Annotated in this window: 29 protein-coding genes and 2 tRNA genes; 16 read left to right on the top strand and 15 right to left on the bottom strand. The window is 38.8% G+C overall.

The window, feature by feature from the left end; translation table 11 throughout:
• Positions 1-2: 2 nt before the first annotated feature.
• Positions 3-548, bottom strand: a complete 546-nt coding sequence (locus AC0VZ5_RS08605) for a Tll0287-like domain-containing protein (RefSeq protein ID WP_475472399.1) — start codon at positions 546-548, stop codon at positions 3-5.
• A gap of 139 nt (positions 549-687) precedes the next feature.
• Here AC0VZ5_RS08605 and AC0VZ5_RS08600 point away from each other — a divergent pair, with 139 nt between their 5' ends.
• On the top strand, positions 688-873 hold the full coding sequence (locus AC0VZ5_RS08600; protein WP_178956151.1) for a hypothetical protein: 186 nt from the start codon (positions 688-690) through the stop codon (positions 871-873).
• A gap of 160 nt (positions 874-1,033) precedes the next feature.
• A complete protein-coding gene (locus tag AC0VZ5_RS08595) occupies positions 1,034-1,711 on the top strand; it encodes a hypothetical protein (protein ID WP_475472397.1) in 678 nt (225 codons plus the stop codon).
• Positions 1,712-1,767: 56 nt separating this feature from the next.
• Here the strand turns inward: AC0VZ5_RS08595 and metG are convergent, their stop codons facing one another.
• The gene (gene metG, locus AC0VZ5_RS08590; RefSeq protein WP_041708923.1) at positions 1,768-3,792 is read right to left on the bottom strand and encodes a methionine--tRNA ligase; all 2,025 of its coding nucleotides are present in this window, start codon (positions 3,790-3,792) and stop codon (positions 1,768-1,770) included.
• A 177-nt stretch (positions 3,793-3,969) separates the two neighbouring features.
• Between metG and apbC the strand changes: the two genes are divergently transcribed.
• Together apbC and dcd are read left to right on the top strand one after the other, a co-directional pair.
• Entirely contained in the window at positions 3,970-5,046 is a 1,077-nt protein-coding gene (gene apbC / locus AC0VZ5_RS08585) for an iron-sulfur cluster carrier protein ApbC (protein ID WP_475472395.1), read from the top strand.
• 2 nt (positions 5,047-5,048) lie between these two features.
• Positions 5,049-5,633: a dCTP deaminase gene (gene dcd / locus AC0VZ5_RS08580; RefSeq protein ID WP_475472393.1), complete on the top strand. Its 585-nt coding sequence runs from the start codon at positions 5,049-5,051 to the stop codon at positions 5,631-5,633.
• A gap of 17 nt (positions 5,634-5,650) precedes the next feature.
• On the opposite strand, the gene AC0VZ5_RS08575 is transcribed toward dcd, so the two are convergent.
• Both AC0VZ5_RS08575 and AC0VZ5_RS08570 read right to left on the bottom strand, forming a co-directional pair.
• Positions 5,651-6,436 carry a CLCA_X family protein gene (locus AC0VZ5_RS08575; RefSeq protein WP_475472390.1) on the bottom strand — a complete coding sequence of 262 codons (786 nt, stop codon included), beginning with the start codon at positions 6,434-6,436 and terminating at the stop codon, positions 5,651-5,653.
• An 18-nt stretch (positions 6,437-6,454) separates the two neighbouring features.
• Positions 6,455-7,048, bottom strand: a complete 594-nt coding sequence (locus tag AC0VZ5_RS08570; RefSeq protein ID WP_475472388.1) for a tRNA-uridine aminocarboxypropyltransferase — start codon at positions 7,046-7,048, stop codon at positions 6,455-6,457.
• A gap of 131 nt (positions 7,049-7,179) precedes the next feature.
• Between AC0VZ5_RS08570 and AC0VZ5_RS08565 the strand changes: the two genes are divergently transcribed.
• Positions 7,180-7,524, top strand: coding sequence for an Hpt domain-containing protein (locus AC0VZ5_RS08565; protein ID WP_138606028.1), 345 nt, complete (start codon positions 7,180-7,182; stop codon positions 7,522-7,524).
• Between the two features lie 127 nt (positions 7,525-7,651).
• On the top strand, positions 7,652-8,869 hold the full coding sequence (locus AC0VZ5_RS08560) for a pyridoxal phosphate-dependent aminotransferase (RefSeq protein ID WP_010390182.1): 1,218 nt from the start codon (positions 7,652-7,654) through the stop codon (positions 8,867-8,869).
• A gap of 33 nt (positions 8,870-8,902) precedes the next feature.
• Here the strand turns inward: AC0VZ5_RS08560 and AC0VZ5_RS08555 are convergent, their stop codons facing one another.
• From AC0VZ5_RS08555 to mnmA, 5 genes are all read right to left on the bottom strand, one after another.
• On the bottom strand, positions 8,903-9,361 hold the full coding sequence (locus AC0VZ5_RS08555) for a GNAT family N-acetyltransferase (RefSeq protein WP_138606032.1): 459 nt from the start codon (positions 9,359-9,361) through the stop codon (positions 8,903-8,905).
• 9 nt (positions 9,362-9,370) lie between these two features.
• Complete coding sequence (locus AC0VZ5_RS08550) at positions 9,371-10,513, bottom strand: ribosomal protein uL16 3-hydroxylase (RefSeq protein WP_178956149.1); 1,143 nt, start codon at positions 10,511-10,513, stop codon at positions 9,371-9,373.
• An 80-nt stretch (positions 10,514-10,593) separates the two neighbouring features.
• Complete coding sequence (gene purB / locus AC0VZ5_RS08545; protein ID WP_055012554.1) at positions 10,594-11,964, bottom strand: adenylosuccinate lyase; 1,371 nt, start codon at positions 11,962-11,964, stop codon at positions 10,594-10,596.
• Positions 11,965-11,995: 31 nt separating this feature from the next.
• Entirely contained in the window at positions 11,996-12,598 is a 603-nt protein-coding gene (gene hflD / locus AC0VZ5_RS08540; RefSeq protein WP_055012553.1) for a high frequency lysogenization protein HflD, read from the bottom strand.
• Entirely contained in the window at positions 12,598-13,698 is a 1,101-nt protein-coding gene (gene mnmA / locus AC0VZ5_RS08535; protein ID WP_010390175.1) for a tRNA 2-thiouridine(34) synthase MnmA, read from the bottom strand. The genes hflD and mnmA overlap by 1 nt, the downstream gene beginning before the upstream one ends.
• A 354-nt stretch (positions 13,699-14,052) precedes the next feature.
• On the opposite strand from mnmA, the gene AC0VZ5_RS08530 reads away from it, so the two are divergent.
• Positions 14,053-15,327 (top strand): sensor domain-containing diguanylate cyclase, encoded by a 1,275-nt coding sequence (locus tag AC0VZ5_RS08530; protein ID WP_475472383.1) that lies wholly within the window; start codon positions 14,053-14,055, stop codon positions 15,325-15,327.
• Positions 15,328-15,340: 13 nt separating this feature from the next.
• Here the strand turns inward: AC0VZ5_RS08530 and AC0VZ5_RS08525 are convergent, their stop codons facing one another.
• The 6 genes from AC0VZ5_RS08525 to AC0VZ5_RS08500 are packed head-to-tail and all read right to left on the bottom strand — an operon-like array spanning position 15,341 to position 18,029.
• Positions 15,341-16,006 (bottom strand): pseudouridine synthase, encoded by a 666-nt coding sequence (locus AC0VZ5_RS08525; RefSeq protein WP_475472382.1) that lies wholly within the window; start codon positions 16,004-16,006, stop codon positions 15,341-15,343.
• Positions 16,006-16,335 carry a TusE/DsrC/DsvC family sulfur relay protein gene (locus AC0VZ5_RS08520; RefSeq protein ID WP_010390172.1) on the bottom strand — a complete coding sequence of 110 codons (330 nt, stop codon included), beginning with the start codon at positions 16,333-16,335 and terminating at the stop codon, positions 16,006-16,008. The genes AC0VZ5_RS08525 and AC0VZ5_RS08520 overlap by 1 nt, the downstream gene beginning before the upstream one ends.
• A 3-nt stretch (positions 16,336-16,338) precedes the next feature.
• On the bottom strand, positions 16,339-16,605 hold the full coding sequence (locus AC0VZ5_RS08515) for a DsrH/TusB family sulfur metabolism protein (protein WP_475472381.1): 267 nt from the start codon (positions 16,603-16,605) through the stop codon (positions 16,339-16,341).
• A complete protein-coding gene (gene tusC, locus AC0VZ5_RS08510; protein ID WP_024603060.1) occupies positions 16,602-16,958 on the bottom strand; it encodes a sulfurtransferase complex subunit TusC in 357 nt (118 codons plus the stop codon). The genes AC0VZ5_RS08515 and tusC overlap by 4 nt, the downstream gene beginning before the upstream one ends.
• Positions 16,955-17,308, bottom strand: coding sequence for a sulfurtransferase complex subunit TusD (gene tusD / locus AC0VZ5_RS08505; protein ID WP_054201015.1), 354 nt, complete (start codon positions 17,306-17,308; stop codon positions 16,955-16,957). Before tusD ends, tusC begins: the two co-directional genes overlap by 4 nt.
• Positions 17,309-17,363: 55 nt before the next feature.
• Entirely contained in the window at positions 17,364-18,029 is a 666-nt protein-coding gene (locus AC0VZ5_RS08500) for a Bax inhibitor-1/YccA family protein (protein ID WP_475472378.1), read from the bottom strand.
• 252 nt (positions 18,030-18,281) lie between these two features.
• On the opposite strand from AC0VZ5_RS08500, the gene AC0VZ5_RS08495 reads away from it, so the two are divergent.
• The 9 genes from AC0VZ5_RS08495 (at position 18,282) to proQ (ending at position 22,884) form a co-directional block, all read left to right on the top strand.
• Positions 18,282-18,372 (top strand) — tRNA-Ser (locus AC0VZ5_RS08495).
• Positions 18,373-18,423: 51 nt separating this feature from the next.
• Positions 18,424-18,514: transfer RNA gene (locus tag AC0VZ5_RS08490), tRNA-Ser, on the top strand.
• 273 nt (positions 18,515-18,787) lie between these two features.
• Positions 18,788-19,624 (top strand): LytTR family DNA-binding domain-containing protein, encoded by an 837-nt coding sequence (locus tag AC0VZ5_RS08485; protein WP_138606045.1) that lies wholly within the window; start codon positions 18,788-18,790, stop codon positions 19,622-19,624.
• A 118-nt stretch (positions 19,625-19,742) separates the two neighbouring features.
• Positions 19,743-20,546, top strand: coding sequence for a CPBP family intramembrane glutamic endopeptidase (locus AC0VZ5_RS08480; RefSeq protein ID WP_138606047.1), 804 nt, complete (start codon positions 19,743-19,745; stop codon positions 20,544-20,546).
• 19 nt (positions 20,547-20,565) lie between these two features.
• Positions 20,566-20,814, top strand: coding sequence for a hypothetical protein (locus tag AC0VZ5_RS08475; RefSeq protein WP_138606049.1), 249 nt, complete (start codon positions 20,566-20,568; stop codon positions 20,812-20,814).
• 169 nt (positions 20,815-20,983) lie between these two features.
• A complete protein-coding gene (locus AC0VZ5_RS08470) occupies positions 20,984-21,364 on the top strand; it encodes a hypothetical protein (protein ID WP_138606051.1) in 381 nt (126 codons plus the stop codon).
• A 128-nt stretch (positions 21,365-21,492) separates the two neighbouring features.
• Positions 21,493-21,951 (top strand): GAF domain-containing protein, encoded by a 459-nt coding sequence (locus tag AC0VZ5_RS08465; RefSeq protein ID WP_054201014.1) that lies wholly within the window; start codon positions 21,493-21,495, stop codon positions 21,949-21,951.
• Positions 21,951-22,229 carry a hypothetical protein gene (locus tag AC0VZ5_RS08460; protein WP_138606053.1) on the top strand — a complete coding sequence of 93 codons (279 nt, stop codon included), beginning with the start codon at positions 21,951-21,953 and terminating at the stop codon, positions 22,227-22,229. The genes AC0VZ5_RS08465 and AC0VZ5_RS08460 overlap by 1 nt, the downstream gene beginning before the upstream one ends.
• A gap of 16 nt (positions 22,230-22,245) precedes the next feature.
• Entirely contained in the window at positions 22,246-22,884 is a 639-nt protein-coding gene (gene proQ, locus AC0VZ5_RS08455; RefSeq protein WP_198523240.1) for an RNA chaperone ProQ, read from the top strand.
• Positions 22,885-22,909 lie beyond the last annotated feature (25 nt).

Genomic DNA, 22,909 nt, shown 5'->3' with positions numbered 1-22,909 from the left:
AATTACTGTTGGTGCTTTTTAATCGGCTTTTTAACGATAAAGGCGCCACGAATGTCACCCAGTTTAAAATCAGTTGCCTGATCATTAGGGTATAAAGTCGCTATTTTTTTAGAAACTGCGGGGGCAATGTGACTGCCATGACATGCCAAACACGCTTTTTGAGTAGGGATCGCTTTTACAAAATACCAGCCATCCGGTCTTTGCTCTTGATATTCTATGCTTGCTATAGGCTCGCCATTGAGCTTACGTTGTTCAAAGTTTAATAAAACATTTTTGAGCCATGCATCGGGTTGATTATCTGAGTTACGAGTTTTTAACGCACTGCGGCTAATTTGCCACTTACTATTGCTGTGTTGTGAAGCAATAGCGGGTGCTGCTATATTGCATACACTTATTGCCGCTAGTGGGCCGCTTTGCTTCATAGTACTAACCAGTACCTGTTTTAAATCAGTTGAAAATGCCTTGATGGTTTGTCGTGCCTCGTCGGTATTGTTAGCAAAAGCAGCGGATGAAATAAATAAACTGGAAAAAAGTAAAATAATGCGCATAATACACCCCTATATATTAGTAATATCTAATATACAGATGAACTGGTGTTTTTCAACTAAATCGTACAGTGTTTCAGCACTTTTTTATTTTTTGATGTACCGCGCCTAAAATCGATAAACAGTCCCAAGTGAGAATAATATGCATACTAGACAAGATGATAATAAAGTAATAAATCAACAAAACACCTATGATGCTGGTGGGCTTAGTGCTGATGATCCCTTGGCGGCAATTAAGGCTATTCGACTTGAGCAGTTGGCACAATGTCGGCTAAAAACACAAAAAGAAGTGCAAGCTGATCTTAAAAAAATAAACCCTAAGCGATAATAATTTGCTAAATTAAATTTATGAATCTTAAACTTCGGATAGTGCAATCAATTCCTTATCTATAAAACACCCTCATCAGGTTATTTCCTTTATTGCTTGGTTATGCGCCTTAGTTGTGCTGTTGATAGGGCTAATATCACCTAACAATAAAGAAATTTTATTGCTATTAACAGTGAGCTCGCTGTGTTTGCTGATGTTTAATAGTGTGGCAATTTCTGCTTGGGTATTTCATCAGTTTAAAGATAAGCAGTTACGCTTTATAGCGCTTCTATGTAGCGTAGCTTTAATGCTGTGCATAGTAGGGGATGTAATTAACTTTAACTTATCCCAGCACTATCATCGCTATGCAACGTTAATAAAGCATGACTATTTAATTGATTCAATTTTATTGTTTGCACCTGGCTATAGCCTTTTATTTTTAGCCTGTATGTTGGCCTATAAAAGGCAGCAAGCTATATCGCGACTAAAAAGCACCTGTTTCATAGTTGCGGTACTGGTTGTAAGTGCTACGTCACTCGCCTCTATGTATCTTGATGGAGCTGGTATACCAATTTTAGCTATGACAGGTTTTTATAGTGTGGTGGTAACTGCCGTGGGGCTTATGGGTCTTGTGTTGGTTGTTACTTATGGTGGTTTTTATGCTCCTAAACCAATTATATGGGTGAGCTTAGGGCTTTTACTAGCTGCATTGGCTGATGCCATTATTGGTGCTTTTTGGATTTATGGTAACCAAGGACAAGGTTTTTATCCTCAGGTGCGCTATATAAATTGGTTTATCTATATTAGCTCCCAATGCTTAGTGATTCATTTAGCAAAAGTAGTCGCTTTAGCTAAATAACGTCAACAATAAAAAAGCCGCTAAATATTTAGCGGCTTTTTAAACAAGCACAGTGCTTACATTACTCGCATACCAGGCTCTGAACCATCGTCTGGGTTAAGAATGTATATTTCTTTACCGCCCGGGCCTGCAGCAAGTACCATGCCTTCAGACATTCCAAAGCGCATTTTACGTGGTTTAAGGTTAGCAACCATCACAGTTAGCTTTCCTTCGATGTCTTCTGGTGCGTAAGCTGATTTAATGCCTGCAAATACTTGGCGTGTTTCGCCGCCTAAATCAAGAGTTAACTTAAGCAGTTTGTCTGCGCCTTCTACGTGCTCTGCTTTAGCAATTTTAGCAACGCGTAAATCTACTTTTGCAAAGTCATCAAATTCAATCTCAGCTGCGATAGGCTCTTTTGCCAGTGGGCTATTAGGATCGATTTTGTCTTTTTCAGCGATTAAGCTTTCTTTTGATTCTTCAACCATTTTATTCACTTTGTCCATTTCAACACGTTGCATTAACGGCTTAAATTTATTGATAGGGTGGCTTATTAGTGCAGTTTGCACACCTTGCCATGTAAGCTCATCATTTAAAAAGGCTTCAACATTTGTCGCCATACCAGGCAGTACAGGCTTCAAGTAAGTGATCAGCACGCGAAATAAGTTAAGTCCTAACGAACATACCTGATGCGCTTCTTCTTGCTTAGACTCGTCTTTAATAAGCACCCAAGGCGCAGCATTATCAATAAATTGATTTGCTTTATCAGCAAGCGCCATAATTTCACGGATTGCGCGGCTGTATTCACGATTTTCGTAATGTTCAGTAATAGTGGCTGAGGCGTTTTGGAATTCCGCAAGTAGCTGTGGTTCCATAATCGTATCGCTTAGCTTACCGTCAAACTTTTTAGTAATAAAGCCAGCACAACGGCTCGCAATATTAACTACTTTACCCACTAAGTCTGAATTTACACGCTGTGCAAAATCTTCAAGGTTTAAGTCTAAATCGGTGATGCCACTGTTTAGTTTAGCTGCGTAGTAATAACGTAAAAATTCAGGATCTAGGTTATCTAAATAAGTACGCGCTTTAATAAACGTGCCTTTTGATTTAGACATTTTTGCGCCATTAACCGTAACAAATCCATGGGCAAATACGTTAGTAGGCTTTCTAAATTGAGCGCCTTCTAACATTGCAGGCCAAAACAGGCTGTGGAAATAGATGATGTCTTTACCAATGAAATGATAAAGCTCAGCGTCAGACCCTTCTTGCCAAAAAGCATCAAAGTCGATGCCTTGTTTGTCACATAAGTTCTTAAAGCTCGCCATATAACCAATAGGCGCATCTAGCCACACGTAAAAATATTTACCTGGTGCGTTTGGGATTTCAAAACCAAAATAAGGTGCATCACGGCTAATATCCCATTGCTGAAGACCATCGGCAAACCACTCATCTAGCTTATTCGCCATTTCTTGCTGGATTGTGCCTGAGTGTAGCCATTCTTTAAGCATGCCTTCAAAGGCGGGTAAGTCAAAAAAGTAATGCTCAGAATCTTTTAAAATAGGCTCAGCACCCGACATGACAGAGCGTGGGTTGATTAGCTCTGTTGGGCTATAAGTTGCGCCACAGGCATCACAGCTATCACCGTTTTGATCTTCTGATTTACAGGTAGGGCAGGTGCCAGTAACAAAGCGGTCTGGCAGAAAAATACCTTTTTCTGGATCGAATAACTGAGAAATAGTGTGCTTTTTAATATGACCGGCATCGTTAAGGCGGTTATAAATAAGCTCACTAAATTCTTTGTTTTCTTGGCTGTGAGTGCTGTGGTAGTTATCAAATTTGATATTGAAATCAGCAAAATCGCGTTGGCGCTCTATGCTAACGTTTTTAACCATTTCCTCAGGCGTGATCCCTTGCTTTTGCGCATTAAGCATAATAGGTGTGCCATGAGCGTCATCGGCGCACACATAGTATGCTTCGTGGCCTTGTAGTTTTTGAAAACGTGACCAAATATCAGTTTGAATATACTCTAATAAATGCCCTAAATGGGTAGGGCCATTGGCATAAGGTAATGCGCTAGTAATCAGGATCTTTCGCTGTGCCATAATCATTCCGAATTAAGCGTTCCTAGTCAGGAACAGATGAAAATTATTACATTATCGATAAGCGGGGTGCTAACAGAGTACACTGCTTATGGATATTTACTAATTGACTGGTGTTAATGCCCTGAATGTTACATAATTCCGTGGCACTTTTCATCAAAGAAACGCTATTTTATTGCTATGTTTGGACTGTCGAAACTATTCTCTGCTAAATCGGTGCAAAAACAACCGATTATTTCTGCTTTAGCGGCCTATCGCAGCGCCGCTTTTGCTGTGGGTATTGAGCAAGATTTTATTGCTGATATTACTCAAAACACCGATAAATCAATTACTGTTAAACTCATTCTTCCGTTTGCCGCGCAATCTGAAATGCCCTATGTCGCTAAATTTTTAGCTGAGCGACTTAAAACTGAAGTAAATGTAAGCGCGGTGGTTGCACTTAAAGAACCAGCAAAATTTAAAGCTATAAAACATATTATCTTAGTGGCCTCAGGTAAAGGCGGAGTGGGTAAGTCAACTACTGCTGTTAACATTGCTGGGTCGCTTAAAAATGAAGGCGCTAAAGTAGGTATTTTAGATGCTGACATTTACGGCCCGTCTATTCCTATGTTGTTCGGTTTGGTAGGCAGTGAGCCTGTCACTAAAGACAACAAACAATTACAACCATTTGATGCCAGCGGTATTAAAGCGCAATCTATTGGCTTTTTAGTGCCTAGCGACGATGCAACTGTATGGCGTGGTCCTATGGCCTCAGGCGCGCTTAGTCAGCTATTAAATGAAACCGATTGGGGTGAGCTTGATTACTTAATCGTCGATATGCCCCCAGGCACTGGCGATATTCAATTAACCATGAGCCAAAAAGTTCCAGCCAGTGGCACTGTAATTGTTACTACGCCACAAGACTTAGCGCTAGCTGATGCGCAAAAAGGCATCGCTATGTTTAATAAAGTAAACGTGCCAGTGCTTGGTTTAATTGAAAATATGAGCCATTACATTTGCGGTCATTGCGGCGAAGCTAATCATGTATTCGGTAAAGATGGCGCACAAAAATTAGCCATGAAGCATGGTGTTCCTGTGCTTTCGCACATTCCGCTTGCGATTAATATCAGAGAATCCTCTGAACAAGGTAAATTGATTGCCAATGATGCAAGTGCCGCTATAAGTGAAACTTACAGTGCAGCCGCACGGCTCATTGCAAGCACGCTTTACTATCAACAACATCACAACTCGATTGAAGTTGTGATTACGGAAGATTAAAAATGAGACTTTCAGATACACATATAAAAGAATATTTAAACGATGGGCGGATTGTTATTGAGCCAGCGCCAACCAGTGAAATGATTTCAGGGGTGACTGCGGATCTTCGTTTGGGTAATAAGTTTAGAACTTTTCATGCCCATAATGCTGCTTACGTTGACTTAAGTGGACCAAAAAATCAGCTCAATAAAGCGTTAGAATCAATAATGAGCGACGAAATTGTATTAGATGAAGGTGAAGCATTCTTTTTACACCCTGGTGAGCTTGCATTAGCAATAACCTATGAAAAAGTAACGTTACCTGCTGATATTGTTGGCTGGTTAGATGGACGTTCGTCACTGGCACGTTTAGGTTTAATGGTGCATGTTACCGCTCACAGAATCGATCCTGGTTGGAGTGGTAATATTGTCTTAGAGTTTTACAACTCGGGTAAACTGCCGCTTGCGCTCAGGCCTATGATGAAGATTGGTGCAATGAGTTTTGAAACGCTCACCGGCCCATGTGAAAACCCGTATAACACCCGTGTTGATGCAAAATATAAAGATCAAAATAGCGCGGTGGCAAGTCGTATTAGTGACGATAAATAACCAATCTAAGGAATAGATTATTTTTCTCGTTGATGAAGCGCGTAACCTAATAATTGAAAATATTGGTTAAGTGCTTCATTGGCTTGTAGCGTTTGGCTAAGCTCAGGGTAAATTAAATTATTACTGCTTAATCCACTGACCAAAAAGCTATTTTTTATTGTTTGGTGCTGATTTATACAGGCTTCAAAACACCGAGCTGCAAGCTCCTCTGGCATACTCATGTATTGCTGCTTGTGTGCCTTATCAAACGCGATACAGCGTTGTACAAATTCATTCGCATCTTCCCCGTTTTGTTCTAAAAATACCTGCTTATAAAATTGATTAAGTGCATCATTAAGTGGATGGCTCAAATCGGGAGAGTTTGATAACCATAACTTAGAGGCGAAACTAAAGCGGGTTTTTGATTTAAATAAATGCTCACTAATATGATGATCAAATGCATGAAACCACTCATGGGCTAAAGCACCGCCGCCTGCGTTTTTTGCCAGTGCGAGAGTTTGATCGTAAGAATTATAGTGTGCTTGCACGCCTTTTTGCCCACCGTGACCAAAGGCAAAGTTAAGCTTACCGCGAAGGCCAATTGCTGTTGGCGGTAAATGTAAAATTTGCGCTAAATCAGCTAGTGCATCATAAATTAAATTGGCACTAATAAAGCGCTCTTCTTTAGTCACCCACTTACCAACGACCATTGAACGAAAACCAAAAGTCGTTCTAATATCGCTAAAATTAACTTGGTCGTCAAAACGATAGTCAGGGCCTTGGCGTGAAAATCCACGCTTTAATCGAGAAGGGATATTACGCATTGGTTATTTCATTTTTAATTACAGGTAACGTGCTTTTACGTGAGCGGGCATATGTTGGGTTTGTTTGGTAATTAATTCATCTAATAAATCATACAACGGCGCCGGATTAAGTGCTTCAATAAGCGATAAACTATGCGCTACGGCCTCTAGCGTTGACAAGCTATCTGCTCTTGGGGCTTTACGAATAGTATAACGGTTCGTGGGAATTTGGCGAAAGCTTACTGTTTTAAACTTTTGTAATAATGGGGTTAATTGCAAAATTTTAAAGGCTTTATTCCATGTACCATCGAGCACTATTAAATGTGTAATGGATCGCACGTTTTCATTGTCATTAGCTACATCTAACTCAATTGCGTCCTCGTTTGGATAGAGTAACACGGTCGAGCTGAGCGGCAGCTTTTGCAAGCAAGCAAAATCTTGATTATTTTCGCCTATAATTATTTTGCATCGCGTTAAACTTAATGCCAATAACTGTGCCGTATTTTTACTAATTTTTGCTTCACTGGGGTGCTGTAACACAACAACCTGAGTTTGATTATCAACACAGGTGATTGCATTGCAAATACAGGTGCTTAGCGAAAAATTACAGCGTTCACAAAGTGCACGTGCCATAAGCTAACCATTCGATTAATACATTTAACCTAATTATACATTTTTGCATTAATAAAGTTGGTTTTTTTTGTGCTTAGATATAGAGTAAGAGATGAAAGAGAAATCGCAGGACCGCATTAAAGGGCATTAATATGACAGAGATCAGTATCGACGAATCCGCTTTAGAAAGTATGGAATCGCTATTAGGTGAACAATTTCCAGATACGTTGGAATTTTGTTGTGCGGAATTTGAGCGCTTAGGAAGCGAAACTATTGCAGCGCTTGGGCAAGATAAAGAGGCTGCTATTCGCCATTCTCATAGCCTTAAATCAAATGCAGCTCAGTTTGGAGCGGCAAGTTTAGCCGAAGTGGCACGTTTAATTGAATATAATTTAAATAATGATAACGAGGAACAGGCTGTTGATGCAGCAAATAATTTAATGGCGCAAGTTATTGGCTCACAAGCAAAATTAAATGAGTGGCAAGCTCAGCGGTAAGCTCGTTTAAAAAGAACAGAATAGAATGTTAACGTGAATTTTTTTCAGTTTTAAGCGCTTAATTTCCCTAGTAATTCACGGCTTTACTGAGTTAGTCTTAAGACTAACTTGCTCTTTAGAGGTAACAATGTCAGAAATAAAAAAGAGTCATAAATTAGACGGCGTCTGTTATGACATCCGTGGTCCCGTTTTAGTGCAAGCTAAAAAAATGGAAGACGAGGGCCAAAAAGTACTTAAGCTTAATATTGGTAACCCCGCGGCATTTGGTTTTGATATGCCAGAAGATATGCACCGTGACATTATCCGTAATTTATATTCTGCTCAAGGCTATTGTGATTCTAAAGGGCTTTACTCTGCGCGTGTTGCTATTTATCAGCATTACCAACAGCGAGGTTTACACAACTTAGACGTTGATAATATTTACATTGGCAACGGTGTGAGTGAACTTATTCAAATGGTTACCCAAGCGTTGTTAAATAATGACGATGAAGTATTAATTCCTGCACCCGATTATCCGCTTTGGACTGCATCGGTAAAGCTAGCAGGCGGTAACCCTGTTCACTATTTATGTGATGAAGAGCAAGATTGGTTTCCTGATATTGATGATATTAAAAGCAAAATCACCTCGAAAACTAAAGCATTGGTGTTAATAAACCCTAATAATCCAACAGGGGCAGTGTACAGTGATGCCTTGCTTGAAGAATTGATCAACATTGCCCGAGAGCACAAACTTTTACTATTAAGTGACGAAATATACGAGAAAATCCTATACGACGGAGTTACCCATACCTCTATTGGTGCATTGTGCGACGATATTCCCATTATTACGTTTAACGGTTTAGCTAAGACATATCGCGCCGCTGGTCTTAGAATGGGTTGGATGGTGCTAAGCGGGCGCACTGCCTTAATGACAGATTTAATTAAAGGCCTCGATATTCTTGCCTCAATGCGTTTATGCGCAAACGTCCCTGCTCAATATGCCATTCAGCAAGCATTGGGTGGGGTACAATCCATTGACAGTTTAATTGACCCCGGAGGTCGCTTATACGAGCAACGAGATATTGCTTGGCGTGGATTAAATGCAATTGAGGGGATAAGCTGTAAAAAGCCAAAAGGGGCGCTGTATGCATTTCCCAAAGTTGATACAAAATTGTTTAATATTAAAAATGATGAACAAATGATGTTTGACTTGTTAAAGGCAGAAAAAATATTATTAGTACATGGGCGCGCTTTTAACTGGCCAGATCCCGATCATTTTAGATTGGTGTTTTTACCTAATAAAGATGATCTAAGCAGTGCAATGATGAAAATGCAGCGGTTCTTCAAAGATTACCGACAAGAATAAAGTAAAAAACGAGCCAAATGGCTCGTTTTTTGGTTAATGCACTAAGGTAAATGGCCGTGTTTCAAAGCATGTAATAGGGCATTCCATTCGCTGTCTTGGAATGCCAGCTTCCATAAAAACGTGCCCTTGCACAGTAAAGCCGTTATTTTTGAATCGTTCTACTTCATTTAAAATACAGTTAATACTGACAGCCTCAATACCTTGCTCTTCGGCAAGCTTTACAATGAAATTAAGTAGAGATTTATAAACGTTGCGATTGCGGTGCTGGGGTAGTACGGCAATTCTACCTATTAAACCATCATTACATAATCGACCTGTGGCAACAGGTGAGTGCATATTATCGGTAACCAGAATATGTTGAGCGAACGCATCTAAGCTATCAAATTCAATATTCTTTGGAATATGTAATTCGTAAACAAAAACACGCTCTCTTATTTGTTGAAGTTGATCTTTTTCACTTTGCCAATCAACTTTGTCAACAGTATAAACCATAGCCTCCTCCTAGCTAAACCAAATCCCCTCATTTACCAGTGTAGTAAAGGTTTCGATAAAATCTAGGCTAGGTGTGGTTGAATTCAGCAAGCTGCTATCAAATTCAATAAAATCAGTTAGCTGTTTTACAGCCTCTAAATCAGATAGCGGTAAAGGGTAGTTTTCGCCATTAACACTTAAAAGCAGCTCATCACCTATGCATTGGTAAATTGCACGCGTGCCACCAACACGCTCAAATGTCACATCATTTTCAAGTTGTTGCATAATTTCAGCTGTACTAAACGGGTTTTCTTCAGGCGCTAAATCCATATCATGCTTAGGTTGACTTAATGTGTTTCCTAACCAGTTTTTAAATAAGTTGTCGTTTTCTATTAAAGCCTGCATTAACGTTTTTACTTTATCAACTTCGCTTTGCGTAAGCTCACCTTTTGAATCACGTAGCGCGAGGGTATGGTCCGTGTAACGCTTTTGGCCGCTTTCTGTGTCAATAATATGATCTGCAAAACTAGACAGTAAATCTTGTTGATTAGGCGCTCTAAATCCGACCGAGTAGTTTAAAGCATTTTCAATGGCATAGCCTTCATGCGGACAACCTGGTGGTATGTACAAAATGTCACCAGGCTCTAAAACACAATCAATTACTGCGGTGAAAGCTTCAACTTGTAGCAAGCTTTTATTTTGAGCAAATTGCTTTAATGAGGCGTCAGGTAAGCCTACACGCCAATGGCGTTTGCCTTCACCTTGTATAATAAATACATCATATTGATCTAAGTGTGGTCCAACACCACCGCCAGGGGTTGAGTAGCTGATCATTAAATCATCTATGCGCCAGTTAGGAATAAAACGAAATGGTTCAAGCAATTGTGCGGCTTCTGGGTGCCAATGATCGACTGCTTGTACTAATAAAGTAGCGTGCTCGTCGGTGAGTATTTCAAAATCTTCAAACGGCCCTTGATGGGACTGCCATTGCTGGTTATGGTTGGTTATAATACGCGACTCTATGCTGTCTTCCATAGCAAGGCCTGCCAGTTCATTGGCATCAAGAGGGTCTTTAAAGTCATTAAAACCTCTTTTGATTAACAGTGGCTTTTTTTGCCAATATTGATTTAAAAACGCTTGCTCAGATAATTCATTTATTTTTAATTGATACATAGAATGCCTATAACGTTAAGACCTAAATGAAAAAAGCGAAAGGCAGGTACCTTTCGCTTTTTATTAGTAGATTTGAGTAATTAAACTAAATCATCAATAAACTCAACAGCGCGACCAATGTAGTTGGCTGGGGTTAGCTTTTTCATTTCTGCTTTTGCAGCGTCTGGTAAATCTAAACCATCAATGAAGTCAGCCATAATTTCTTGATTTACACGTTTACCACGCGTTAAATCTTTTAGCTTTTCATATGGCTTTTCAATGCCGTATTTACGCATTACTGTTTGAATTGGCTCTGCTAATAGCTCCCAGTTTTGGTCAAGCTCATCGGCTAATCGCTGTTCGTTAACTTCTAGCTTGCTTACACCTTTAAGTGTTGATTGGTATGCAATAACAGCATAACCCATACCTACACCTAAATTACGTAATACGGTTGAGTCAGTTAAATCACGTTGCCAACGAGAAACAGGCAGCTTTTGCGCTAAGTGACCTAATATGGCATTAGCTAAACCTAAGTTACCTTCTGAGTTTTCAAAATCAATAGGGTTTACTTTATGTGGCATAGTTGATGAGCCAATTTCACCAGCAATGGTTTTTTGCTTGAAGTGATTAAGCGCAATGTATCCCCACATATCGCGGTCAAAATCGAGCAATATAGTATTAAAACGCGCAATAGCATCAAATAGTTCTGCAATGTAGTCATGCGGTTCAATTTGTGTGGTAAACGGGTTAAGTGTTAAACCTAGGCTAGCTACAAATTTATCTGCGTGAGTATGCCAGTCGTAATCAGGGTAAGCACTTAGGTGAGCATTGTAGTTACCTACAGCACCATTTACTTTGCCTAGCATTTCTACTTGGGCAATTTGATCACGTTGACGCTTTAAACGCATGTATACGTTTGCAAACTCTTTACCCATAGTTGATGGGGTTGCAGGTTGCCCATGCGTACGGGTCATCATTGGAATGGCTTTGTATTCAACAGCTTTTTCTTTAATTGCGCTTAATAGCTCATCGCAATAAGGTAAAATAACATTGTTACGTGCTTCACTTAACATTAAACCGTGAGATAGATTATTAATATCTTCAGATGTACATGCAAAGTGAATAAATTCATTAATGGCATGTAATTCAGCGTTATCAGCTACTTTTTCTTTTAGTAGGTACTCTACGGCTTTTACATCATGGTTAGTGGTGCGTTCAATGTCTTTAACACGCTGCGCATCGGCTTCACAGAAGTTATCGACGATAGCATTTAATAGTCCGTTTGCTTGCTCGCTTAAAGCTGGGACTTCTTTTATATCGCTTGCTGCAGCTAACGCTTGCAACCAACGCACTTCAACGGTTACGCGGTATTTGATTAATCCAAATTCGCTAAAAATACTGCGTAGTTCAGTGGTTTTGCTGCCGTAGCGACCATCAACCGGAGAGATAGCCGTTAACGCTGAAAGCTCCATAATAACTCCTAAATTTTAGTTTGAACGATAATTAAATTTTTGTTTTAGCAATGGCGAGAATTTTTCTTTTTGCAAAAAAGAAATGACGACGTTTGCCGCCCATTTGACGCCATAATACTGCACTACGAATGCCGGCTAAAAGTAACGCACGGATTTTGTTTTGAGTGAGCTGCTGTTTTAATAACTCGGGTTTACCATAAACCTGGATTCGGTGCCCAAGGGGGCTTAGCACCGACGAGTATATATCTGCTAAACCGGCAACAACACTGTCATCAGTAATAGCAAAATGATCTAAACGACGATGAATATCATCAATACGTTTACCTAATTCATTGAGGCTCTTACTATTGGCACTAAGGGCTCGCTCTAACTGCATTAAGCCACCCACGTATTTAACTATTTCAACATCTTTTTGAGCACCGGCACTCAGTTGTGCCATTAATGTTTTATAGCCATCACGCAAATTTTGTGTGCCTTGGTATACATCCTCAGGAGAGGCGGGTGAGGTTTGCACAATACTTGATAACAACGTTGATAAGTCATGTTCATCACAACGACCGTATTGAGCAACCTTTTGTACTTGTTTTGCTACTTGGCACATGGCAGCAAGTGCCATGACTTGATGTTGATTCATTACTTAATCACCGAATCAATAATACCACCGCCTAAACAGACTTCATCAGCGTAAAATACGGCGGATTGTCCTGGGGTAACGGCTTTTTGCGGCTCATCAAACAATACGCGTGCCATACCATCTTCTCCAACGAGTAATGTACAGCTTAAGTCTTCTTGACGGTAGCGAGTTTTAACGGTGCAGCGAGTTGTACCTTGCGGGCCAACGCGATCTACCCAGTGTAATTGGTTTGCATTAAGGCCGTTACTGTACAAGCGAGGGTGATCTTTACCTTGACCAACAACAAGAACATTTCGTTCTATATCTTTATCTACCACGTACCATGGTTCGCCCGAGCCTTCTTTCATGCCACCAATTAATAAACCTTTACGCTGGCCAAGGGTGTGATACATCAAGCCTTCATGCTCACCTACATTGTTACCATCGGTGTCTTCAATTACTCCAGGTTGTGCAGGCAAAAACTTTTGCAGAAAATCTTTGAATTTACGCTCGCCAATAAAACAAATGCCGGTGCTGTCTTTTTTATCATGGGTAATTAAATCCTGTTCTTCAGCAATGCGGCGTACTTCTGGTTTGGCAATATCTCCGACAGGAAATAGTGTTTGCGCAATATGCTCATGGCTTAGTGTATACAAAAAGTAGCTTTGATCTTTGTTATCGTCTAGGCCTCGGCACATTACGTATTTGTCATCGCGTAGCTCTCGGCGCACATAGTGACCAGTTGCAATAAAATCAGCACCAAGTGCTTGCGCAGCAAACTCTAAAAACGCTTTAAATTTTATTTCTTTATTACACATTATATCTGGGTTGGGTGTACGACCCGCTTTGTATTCTGCTAAAAAGTATTCAAATACATTATCCCAGTATTCAGCAGCAAAATTAACGGTATGAAGTTCAATGCCTAACTTGTCACATACAGCTTGTGCATCTTTTAAATCTTCAGCAGCAGCGCAATATTCATCATTGTCATCTTCTTCCCAGTTCTTCATAAACAAGCCTTCTACTTGGTAGCCTTGCTGTTTTAATAAATATGCAGATACAGAAGAATCAACACCGCCGGACATACCAACGATGACTTTAATGTGACTATTTTCGCTCATGAATAATTTCGCTTATACAGATTACTGTTAACTTGGAAAGGCCGCGATTATAGCATGTATTTTGTTGGTGCTTAAAGAGAGGATGGGGGATTGAATAGATTTTGTTGTAACTTTTTCCATCCAATGGTTAGTAAGGCGTAGTTTGGTGTGTAATTTACTCATTTTTAGGCTAATGAAAAGGGATGAATTATATTGATGGCTTCATACTTTGTAAGTTGCTTTTGTCGTATTTAATTACGTAGCGCTATTCTTCATTAACAAAACTTTACATTTGAGATTACCTACCATATCTTAATTAGTATCTAAACACGTAAATACTTAAATAACCTAAAATATAATCAATGGAATGAATATATGAATTACGCCTCGCAATCACATTTGGTTAAGTCGTTTGTGCTGGATGCGTCCGAAAAAACGGTGTCAAATCTTACTTTTGAAGACGATTATTCACTACAGCAATTCAAAGAATCAGCTTATAAGTTATTTTATGACATTATAACTGTGCCAGCTCCCTATCTTTATCAAGAGCCTAATCCGATTGTTGAGCTGTTTAGGCTTATAGAATCCTCTTTAGGCTCTTTAAAATCATCACAAAAGGCAATTTTAAGCCAGTTAGAGAAATGGTGGGTAGAGTGGCATTTTGTCGCTTCAATGAATGTATCGCTTGCACGTGAAAACAAAGAACAAGACTATAATGTTATAAGCACTACCCAACACCCTATGCGCAAGCATGAGTTGAGTCATTATGCGCGGTTATTCACGATTCTACCCTTACCGGTATGTGATGTTTGTATGGTAACTGGTGATATTTTAAAAGTGAACCAACGTTTTATTGATGTATTTGGTTACACGTTACAAGACGTACCTAATCTTAATGTTTGGTGGAAATTAGCCTACCCTGAAAAAGATTACAGAACATTTGCACAAACGTTATGGCAGGAGTCACTTGAGCAAGCCAATCAAAATAATGATGATATTCCAGCTAATGATTACAGGATTTCTTGTAAAGATGGCAGTGAAATTGTGATGCAAGTTTCTGGTATCAGTGTTGAAGGAGAATTTATTGCTATATTCAACGATGCTAGTGAGCGTTTAAAAACTCAAGAAATACTCAGTGATATGGCGTTTTTAGACTCACTCACTAAAATAGCCAACAGGCGGCGCTTTGATGAAAAACTAACGTCTGAATTTAACAAGTTATCGAACGAGCATCGTGAGCTTTCGATGATCATTATTGATATCGATAATTTTAAAAAGTATAACGACCGATATGGTCATCTCGAAGGAGATAAATGTTTATTTCAAGTTGCGCAAAAATTGGCTGAAACCGTCTGCAGGCCAGAAGATTTTGTAGCGCGATTCGGAGGAGAAGAGTTTGTCGTGCTGTTACCTCAAACAGGTAAGCAAGGGGCATTATTTATTGCCGAACAAATACAAAAATCGATTGAAAAAATGGCCATTCCCCACAAAGACAGCTTTACAGGTATATTGTCTGTCAGTATGGGAATAAACACCATAGAGCATGAGCACGATAGCGATCATGCACAATTTTTTAAACAAGCAGATAACGCACTTTATTACGCGAAAAAACAAGGAAGAAATTGTATTGCTTTAGCTACAGATAATTAACGCAACTTGATGGTTAATTATCAATATCTTTGAATTGACCGCTATTTATTCCCTCTAGCGTGTATTTACCGATACTGTAGCGAATTAAACGCAAAGTAGGATGGCCAACATGGGCTGTCATACGTCTAACTTGACGGTTTCTGCCTTCGTTAATTGTAATACTTAGCCATGATGTAGGTATTGATTTACGCTCTCGCACTGGAGGAGTCCTTCCCCAAAGCGCTGGTTCATCCATTAAAGTTACTTCAGCGGGCAAGGTGATGCCATCTTTGAGTTCGACACCTTTATTTAAAGCATCGATAGACGCTTGTGTTGGGATCCCTTCAACCTGAACCCAATAGGTTTTGTTGGTTTTTTTACCAGGCGCTGTGAGCGTATTTTGTAACTTCCCGCAGTTTGTTAATAACAACAACCCTTCGCTGTCCCTGTCTAAACGACCTGCTGCGTAAACATCTTTTATAGGAATAAAATCAGCCAATGTTTGCCTATTTTGATCGTCAGTGAACTGGCAAAGAACATCATAAGGTTTATTAAATAAAATGACTTTTTTATCGCTCTGGGCTATTGCCGGCTTTATTGGTCTTTTTACTGTCCTTTTATTGATACCACTTCGAGAGTAAGTACGGCCTGTATTGCGCTTACCCTTTGAGGAGGGCGGATGTTCAGTTTTATGCTTCATTAAATACACCGTGCAGGTTTAGGTAAACCCGCAATTTTAGTTGCTTGTTTGGCTGGCCCTTTAGGAAAAAGTTTGTATAAGTACATGCTGTTCCCTTTATCCTCACCGAGTGCTTTAGCCATGGCTTTGACTAACATTCTAATAGCTGGACTAGTGTTATATTCAAGATAAAACTCTCGCACAAAATTCACAACTTCCCAATGCTGCTCAGTTAATGTGATGTTTTCTTGCTCTGCAATAACATTGGCTAACTCTTTTGACCAAACAGTATGATCTAGCAAATAACCTTGTTTATCAGTGTCTATTGTTTGATTATTAAATTCCAACATGGTTCACCAAGTAATTGATTGTTTTGCAGTTAAACTGAGGGTAACGAACTCATCATAGCTAACTGCTTTGTCGTTCATATTTAATGATATATCTCGAGCTTCTGCATCATCTTTTAAAATATAAAGTGAGTCAGCAAATTGTCTATATTGCCCTTTTGCAAAGCAAGCGTCACCCACGAGTAAAACACTGTCTGTGAGCATAATTAGATTGTCTAAGCTGTGGGTACTGTAGTAATTCAGTGGTTTTGAAAAAATATGTAAAGTACTCATAGGGTCACCACATGCTGCTGATTGTGAATTAACTGTTTTTGGGCATTAAAGTTTACTATGTTTGCCTCAATGAGTAGTTCACTTTTACTTAAACCATAATCAATCAGTGACTTTTCACAAACGTAAATATTTTCAACATCATAGATTTCCAACATTTTAATGTTTTTAAAAAAATCTTTGATACCTAAACTATTTGGCTTTTGGTTTTTTTTAAGCGCTAATACAGCTGGGCCGCTAAACAACCAGCTAATATTTTGATCTACGGCAGCAAAAATAAGGGTCATATCAAGTGCATCGCGGATATGCATGTCATCAAATGGGCTTGACTGACTAATTACGAGTACATTAATCATTTAAATTGTATCCATTTATCTGCTTCACTGGCCAGCATGGCAAATTCAGCTAAGCCTGCAACAGCAAATGCGCCGGTATTTTTTATATCTAAGCCTCGCTTTTCAGCCGCAGTAACGCATAACATTAGATTTATATTTTTTTCAGCCAGTTGCTGCCAAAGCGAGGGAGTACTTAACTCATCTGAGGCTAACTCAAAATGAGTTGAAGCATGATAAATAGCATCCTGATATAAAAATAACGCATCAACGCTATGTCCCTGCGCTAGGCAGGCATGAGCAAACTTAACAATACGTTGAGTGGTATCGTGATCTGATGGTGGAGTATGTAAAGAAAGTACAAAGCGTGCCAAAACTATTCCAATAAAAAAGCCCCAATAAAGGGGCTATTTTAACAGAACTATTTAATTAGTCATTATTTGCGCCAAGTAAGGCAAGTAATGAAGTAAATAGGTTATATACGCTAAGGTATAAAGATACAGTTGCACGGATATAATTTGTTTCGCCGCCGTTAATGATTCTGCTCGTATCGAACAAAATTAGGCCAGACATGATTAATACAACTGCTGCGTTTAGAACCATAAACATTAACGAGCTACCTAAGAAAATATTTACAATACTTGCCACGATAACCACAATTAAGCCTACAGTTAAAAAGCCACCCATGAATGAGAAGTCTTTTTTAGTGTTAAGTGCATAAGCAGATAAACCAAAGAAGATTAACGCCGTAGAACCTAGCGCTTGCATAATTAGCATAGGGCCATTAGGTAATTGTGCGTAATGATTTAGCAGAGGGCCTAGGCCGGCTCCCATTAATCCTGTAAACGCAAACACCCAAAATACACCAGATGCTGTATCTGCTTTTTTATTAACAACAAAAAGTAGACCAAATGAAACTAGTGTGAATACAAGTCCCATAAAGTAAGGTAAGTGCAGTGCCATTGAAATACCGGCAGTGACTGCACTAAATGCAAGTGTCATTGCAAGTAAGAAGTAAGTGTTTTTAAGCACTTTGTTTGTTTCAATGGTCGACATTACCGGCTTTGCAGTATTGTACGATTGATTAAACGCCATTGTAGAGCTCCTGTAAGTGAAACTAAGTAGTTCCTGTAATTTAACTAAAATTAGATTACCAACTCTTATATGTTTGGGCAAACCTTTGTAGATCAATAGACAACTAAATTTAAATAAAAGTTCATTTGCCGGTTAGGATTTGCTCTCATTGCTTTATGTTTAAACAAATTAGTTGTTTTTTAATCACTTGAACAAAAAAATGAAAAAAAAGCTTCACAAAGCCCAAGGGTTTCCCTATTATTCAGGCCGTGCGGAGAGATGGCAGAGTGGTCGAATGCACCGGTCTTGAAAACCGGCAGGGGTTTATAGCCCCTCTAGGGTTCAAATCCCTATCTCTCCACCACCTTATTAAAATAATTATGAGTACACTCTTACTTGTAGTTTATGCACTTTCGGAGAGATGGCAGAGTGGTCGAATGCACCGGTCTTGAAAACCGGCAGGGGTTTATAGCCCCTCTAGGGTTCAAATCCCTATCTCTCCACCATTATATTAAAGCCCGCTTATTAGCGGGCTTTTCTGTGCTTGAAACAAAACTCCCCACTTAATTATGACCTGCCTTTTTATGTATAAAGTATATTTAAAGTTAATTGAGCGCCAATACGTCTTTGTTATATTGCGTAAAATGTTTATTTAGCTTTATATTCTGACTCCGTTACCAATTAAAAATTATTCAAAAAAAGAGCTTAAATACAATAGAATGCACATATTAATGTGTGTTACTTTTAATCATCTTAAAACTAAAGGTAATTAAAATAGGATGTTGTGGCTAAAAGATGATTTAGAATCAAAGAGGTTAGTTTTATATCGTGCTGTAATGTTCTCGTTTATCACACTTTTTGTTCTTTTTATTTTTCAACCCTTTGGTACTTCAAACGATAGTGAGCCCTATAAGTTACTACGACTATCGGGTTATGGGTTGGTGACCTTTTGTGCTTTGTTGTTATCGGGTGCCATTGAAATAGCATCACTCAATATCAATCTTAAACATAACAGCCGTTCAGTTATTGTTCCTTTTATTTATTTGTTTATTACCGCAATATTTAATCACGGATATTTTGTGGTTGCAGTTTTAGGTGCATGGCACTGGCAAAATCAATTACTTTTTGTAGGTTATATATTTTGTATTGGTGTTTTCCCTCTTATTTTTTTACTTTTAGTTAACCGCCATGTAAAAAAACTAACACCTCCTCCTACAGCTAACAAAAACCAAGTACCATTAAATGAAGCGACAACCGAAATAGTTACACTTAAAGGTGAGAATAAAAACGAAGAATTGAAAGTTTCGCACCCTCATATTTTATTTATTAAGTCTGCTGACAACTACTGTGAAATAACCATATTTGATGGTGACAATACAAAACAGAGCTTAATACGGTCCTCACTTATGGCTTTGTTAAAGCAGCTACCGCAAAATACACCCATAGTAAAATGCCACCGTTCTTATGCTGTTAATTTACAAACCGTTAAACATCATAGCGGTAACGCAGGAGGGTTACAGTTAGAGATTTTTAAATCGGATTTAACAATACCCGTGTCTCGCACTTACGTAAAAACAATAAAAGATGCTTTGCTATTAACCCCAAAACCATGTTAATCACCCCAAAAAAGTGAGTTTTATACCTTAAATTACCACTAAGCCCTAATGTGTCGCTTTATGTTTTTGCTATTGCCAAGATTAAGTTGAATTTAACAACTTAACGAGGAAAATAGGTATGAAGCACGGTATGAACGCACTAATAATAATTACTATATTTGTATTTTGTCACTTTATAATGAGGCAGTTTTGGGGGGAGGGTTGGTCAAGCTGGTTATCTAATATCGATAACCAAACCGATGTTTTATTTATCCCCGCTAAATTTGTCTTTTTGTATGGACCTTTGGTTATCGCTGCCATTGTTTTATTTAAGCAAGATAAATTATTTGAAATAGTAGGGCTTAACTCTGAAGGCTTCACAAATTACACTCTCGCAGCGGTGCTCTGCTGTGTCCCTATGACACTAGGGTATGCATTTTTAAGTAATGAACTCAACCTTTCAATACCAGCCATAATTACCGGTTCAATTTACGCTGGTTTTTTTGAAGAGGTTATATTTAGAGGGGCATTATTTGGTGTGTTATTTAAATACTGTCGGTGGGGTTTTATCCCTGCAGCACTGATTAGTTCAGTGATATTTGGCATGGGGCATATTTATCAAGGTAACGATCCTTTATCAGTGTTGATGGCCGTTACAGTGACAACAATCGCAGGTACTTGGTTTGCTTGGTTATATTGCGAATGCGGTTACCGTATTTGGTTCCCTATGTGGATGCATATTTTAATGAATGCATCTTACGGGGTTTTTGGTATGTCAGGCGGGGCTGCGGGTGATTTACAAGGCAATGTATTTAAAGCAACAGCTATAGTGTTGAGTATTGTTTATGTCGAAATGCTAATAAAAAAAGGCAAACAGCGTGAAGTAACGTTATCTAAATTGCTTAACATCTGTCCTAGCCGTCTTGTTTATACAACAAATTAAAATAATAAAAGGAATTGTTATGTTTGAATTATTAATGGTTATTATCGTATTTAGTTCACCCGTATTGGTATTAGCAACTATCAAGCGTTATTTTACTTATAAGGCCTCTAAAGTAGCAGCTCAAGTAAAATTGCAAAGTACGATTCACATTGCAAAGGTTGAAGCATTGGAAAACCAATCAAAATTGTTAAATGAGAGGTTAGCGGTGCTAGAGAAAATAGTGACTTCTCGTGATTTTCAACTATCAAACGAAATAGCTCAGTTATAACGACTGAGCTACTTTGAACTCAGCGCTACAGGACCTATAAATGCAAAGAGTTAAAAGTGCAATGTGATTTGTTTTAATTTATAAATTACGACCATAGTCTCTGTTTCTAACATTGTGAACTTGGTGCATGCTTATAAAAGAGTTTAAGAGTGTTGTTAAGGAATATTAAATGAAACACCAATTAGCAAAAAGCGTTGCGCTTTCATTACTTTCTCCTGTGATTGTGGGTAGCCTATTGGGTATTTATTATTCACTAACGTTACAAGGTGAATTTGTCTCTATATTTTTGTCATTATTGATGACAGCCATATCTAATGCGCATATTGTTGGGTTAACGATGGCCGCGTTTGTTGTGCCTGGTTATTTACTTATGTTTAAATATTCTAAGGTCAATTATTCTGGTGTATTAACACTAGGCTTGCTAGGCGGGGCTATTTTTAGTTACCTACTGAGCGCCACTACAGGCGAGATCTTTTTAATCAATAGTGTGATGTCAGGGTTTGCCGCTGGACTGTTTTTATTCGGCCTGCGTAAATCGGTACAAAGTTAATTGCGGAATATTTAATCAAGTGTGTCGTAAAACCATGTAATTTCCTTTTTTTTACCCGCAAAAGGTTTCAATTTTTAGTGACAAAGAGTACCTTTAGCTACTGTATGTTTAATAAGAAGTAGTTTGGTATGCAAAAGCACGATTTTTACCAGTCATTAGTTAAGCAAACTGAATCGCTGATAGGCGGTGAATCAAACATAATTGCCAATATGGCAAATATAAGCGCGCTGTTATTTACCTCTTTAGAAGATGTGAATTGGGCGGGCTTTTATTTTATGGATTCACCATCAGAATTGGTACTTGGTCCATTTCAAGGCAATCCAGCTTGTATTCGTATTCCAGTAGGAAAAGGGGTATGTGGCACTGCTGCGGCGACCGAGCAAACCCAATTAATTTCAGATGTGCATGCTTTTGACGGTCATATAGCCTGTGATGCAGCATCAAATTCTGAGATAGTTGTACCTATCATGAAAAATGGATCTGTATTTGCGGTACTAGACATAGATAGCCCAAGTATTGGCCGATTTGATACTGATGACCAAGCAGGGCTTGAAGCACTTGTAAAATGCTTAGAGGCTAGCCTGTAATGAAAGACTTGCTAAATGTTCAAGACTACCTTTTTGCCGTTCAAGATGTTGGTGATTGGGAAGGGGATGAAGAACATGTAGCGGAAACGCTCAATGATTTGATTCACATGGCATGGGATCGTCTTCCTGATGATTTAGACTGTGATTCAATTGATGAAATTATAAATGGTATTTGGGAACATTTACGTGGTGATATGGCTGTGATTGAAGCTGACTTTGAAGAGTTAGTTGATTGGTGTATCCACTATGTTGATTCTGCCCTTGATGAAAAGATGTGATTAAATAGGTTCTAAAATGGAAACCACAAACAAGCTAAAAGATATTAATGAAGTATTGGAGTTCTTATACCAAGAATTTCCACAATGTTTTAAACAAAAAGAGGGCATTCAGCCGCTTAAAGTAGGTATTTTCAAAGATATCGCTGAGCGCATTGAAGGGTCTGAAAAAGTTAGTAAGACACAAGTTCGTCAAGCACTTAGAAAATACACCTCTAACTGGCGCTACCTTGAGGCAGTTACTAAATCTGAATTTAGAATCGATCTTGACGGAAATCAAGGCGAAAAAGTTGAGCAAGAGCATATTGACCACGCACAAAAAGCGTTGGAAGAAAGCCGTGCTAAAATGGCAAAGCGTAAAAAGCAGCAGCGTCCTCGTCAAGATTCAGATGCAAAATCTTTCAAAAAGAAACCAGCTCATGCGGCTAAAAACTCACCGGCTGCAGCAAAACCTGCAAAAGCCGCTGCACCTAAGCGTTCAGGAAAAGTTGAACCTTTACCTGCAGGCGAGGTCAAGGTTAATAATAAGGTTAAGGTTAAACTTGGCCAAGCACTTGTTAATGCAGTAATCACTGAAGTAAACAAAGACGATGTTCACGTTGAATTAGTGACCGGTATGCAAGTTAAAACCAAAGCCGACAGCTTATACATTATTTAAGCTGCGAAAAAAATTAAGGAGTTGT

The sequence above is a fragment of the Pseudoalteromonas sp. QJM3NY_12 genome, assembly GCF_056173165.1.
This window is presented reverse-complemented; position numbering and strand designations above follow the sequence as displayed.

Excerpts from the sequence above, each read along its gene's own strand:
- AC0VZ5_RS08605 (WP_475472399.1), bottom strand. The coding sequence starts at position 548 with ATGCGCATTATTTTACTTTTTTCCAGTTTATTTATTTCATCCGCTGCT.
- AC0VZ5_RS08600 (WP_178956151.1), top strand. The coding sequence starts at position 688 with ATGCATACTAGACAAGATGATAATAAAGTAATAAATCAACAAAACACC.
- metG (WP_041708923.1), bottom strand. The coding sequence starts at position 3,792 with ATGGCACAGCGAAAGATCCTGATTACTAGCGCATTACCTTATGCCAAT.
- apbC (WP_475472395.1), top strand. The coding sequence starts at position 3,970 with ATGTTTGGACTGTCGAAACTATTCTCTGCTAAATCGGTGCAAAAACAA.
- dcd (WP_475472393.1), top strand. The coding sequence starts at position 5,049 with ATGAGACTTTCAGATACACATATAAAAGAATATTTAAACGATGGGCGG.
- AC0VZ5_RS08575 (WP_475472390.1), bottom strand. The coding sequence starts at position 6,436 with ATGCGTAATATCCCTTCTCGATTAAAGCGTGGATTTTCACGCCAAGGC.
- AC0VZ5_RS08570 (WP_475472388.1), bottom strand. The coding sequence starts at position 7,048 with ATGGCACGTGCACTTTGTGAACGCTGTAATTTTTCGCTAAGCACCTGT.
- AC0VZ5_RS08565 (WP_138606028.1), top strand. The coding sequence starts at position 7,180 with ATGACAGAGATCAGTATCGACGAATCCGCTTTAGAAAGTATGGAATCG.
- AC0VZ5_RS08560 (WP_010390182.1), top strand. The coding sequence starts at position 7,652 with ATGTCAGAAATAAAAAAGAGTCATAAATTAGACGGCGTCTGTTATGAC.
- AC0VZ5_RS08555 (WP_138606032.1), bottom strand. The coding sequence starts at position 9,361 with ATGGTTTATACTGTTGACAAAGTTGATTGGCAAAGTGAAAAAGATCAA.
- AC0VZ5_RS08550 (WP_178956149.1), bottom strand. The coding sequence starts at position 10,513 with ATGTATCAATTAAAAATAAATGAATTATCTGAGCAAGCGTTTTTAAAT.
- purB (WP_055012554.1), bottom strand. The coding sequence starts at position 11,964 with ATGGAGCTTTCAGCGTTAACGGCTATCTCTCCGGTTGATGGTCGCTAC.
- hflD (WP_055012553.1), bottom strand. The coding sequence starts at position 12,598 with ATGAATCAACATCAAGTCATGGCACTTGCTGCCATGTGCCAAGTAGCA.
- mnmA (WP_010390175.1), bottom strand. The coding sequence starts at position 13,698 with ATGAGCGAAAATAGTCACATTAAAGTCATCGTTGGTATGTCCGGCGGT.
- AC0VZ5_RS08530 (WP_475472383.1), top strand. The coding sequence starts at position 14,053 with ATGAATTACGCCTCGCAATCACATTTGGTTAAGTCGTTTGTGCTGGAT.
- AC0VZ5_RS08525 (WP_475472382.1), bottom strand. The coding sequence starts at position 16,006 with ATGAAGCATAAAACTGAACATCCGCCCTCCTCAAAGGGTAAGCGCAAT.
- AC0VZ5_RS08520 (WP_010390172.1), bottom strand. The coding sequence starts at position 16,335 with ATGTTGGAATTTAATAATCAAACAATAGACACTGATAAACAAGGTTAT.
- AC0VZ5_RS08515 (WP_475472381.1), bottom strand. The coding sequence starts at position 16,605 with ATGAGTACTTTACATATTTTTTCAAAACCACTGAATTACTACAGTACC.
- tusC (WP_024603060.1), bottom strand. The coding sequence starts at position 16,958 with ATGATTAATGTACTCGTAATTAGTCAGTCAAGCCCATTTGATGACATG.
- AC0VZ5_RS08500 (WP_475472378.1), bottom strand. The coding sequence starts at position 18,029 with ATGGCGTTTAATCAATCGTACAATACTGCAAAGCCGGTAATGTCGACC.
- AC0VZ5_RS08485 (WP_138606045.1), top strand. The coding sequence starts at position 18,788 with ATGTTGTGGCTAAAAGATGATTTAGAATCAAAGAGGTTAGTTTTATAT.
- AC0VZ5_RS08480 (WP_138606047.1), top strand. The coding sequence starts at position 19,743 with ATGAAGCACGGTATGAACGCACTAATAATAATTACTATATTTGTATTT.
- AC0VZ5_RS08475 (WP_138606049.1), top strand. The coding sequence starts at position 20,566 with ATGTTTGAATTATTAATGGTTATTATCGTATTTAGTTCACCCGTATTG.
- AC0VZ5_RS08470 (WP_138606051.1), top strand. The coding sequence starts at position 20,984 with ATGAAACACCAATTAGCAAAAAGCGTTGCGCTTTCATTACTTTCTCCT.
- AC0VZ5_RS08465 (WP_054201014.1), top strand. The coding sequence starts at position 21,493 with ATGCAAAAGCACGATTTTTACCAGTCATTAGTTAAGCAAACTGAATCG.
- AC0VZ5_RS08460 (WP_138606053.1), top strand. The coding sequence starts at position 21,951 with ATGAAAGACTTGCTAAATGTTCAAGACTACCTTTTTGCCGTTCAAGAT.
- proQ (WP_198523240.1), top strand. The coding sequence starts at position 22,246 with ATGGAAACCACAAACAAGCTAAAAGATATTAATGAAGTATTGGAGTTC.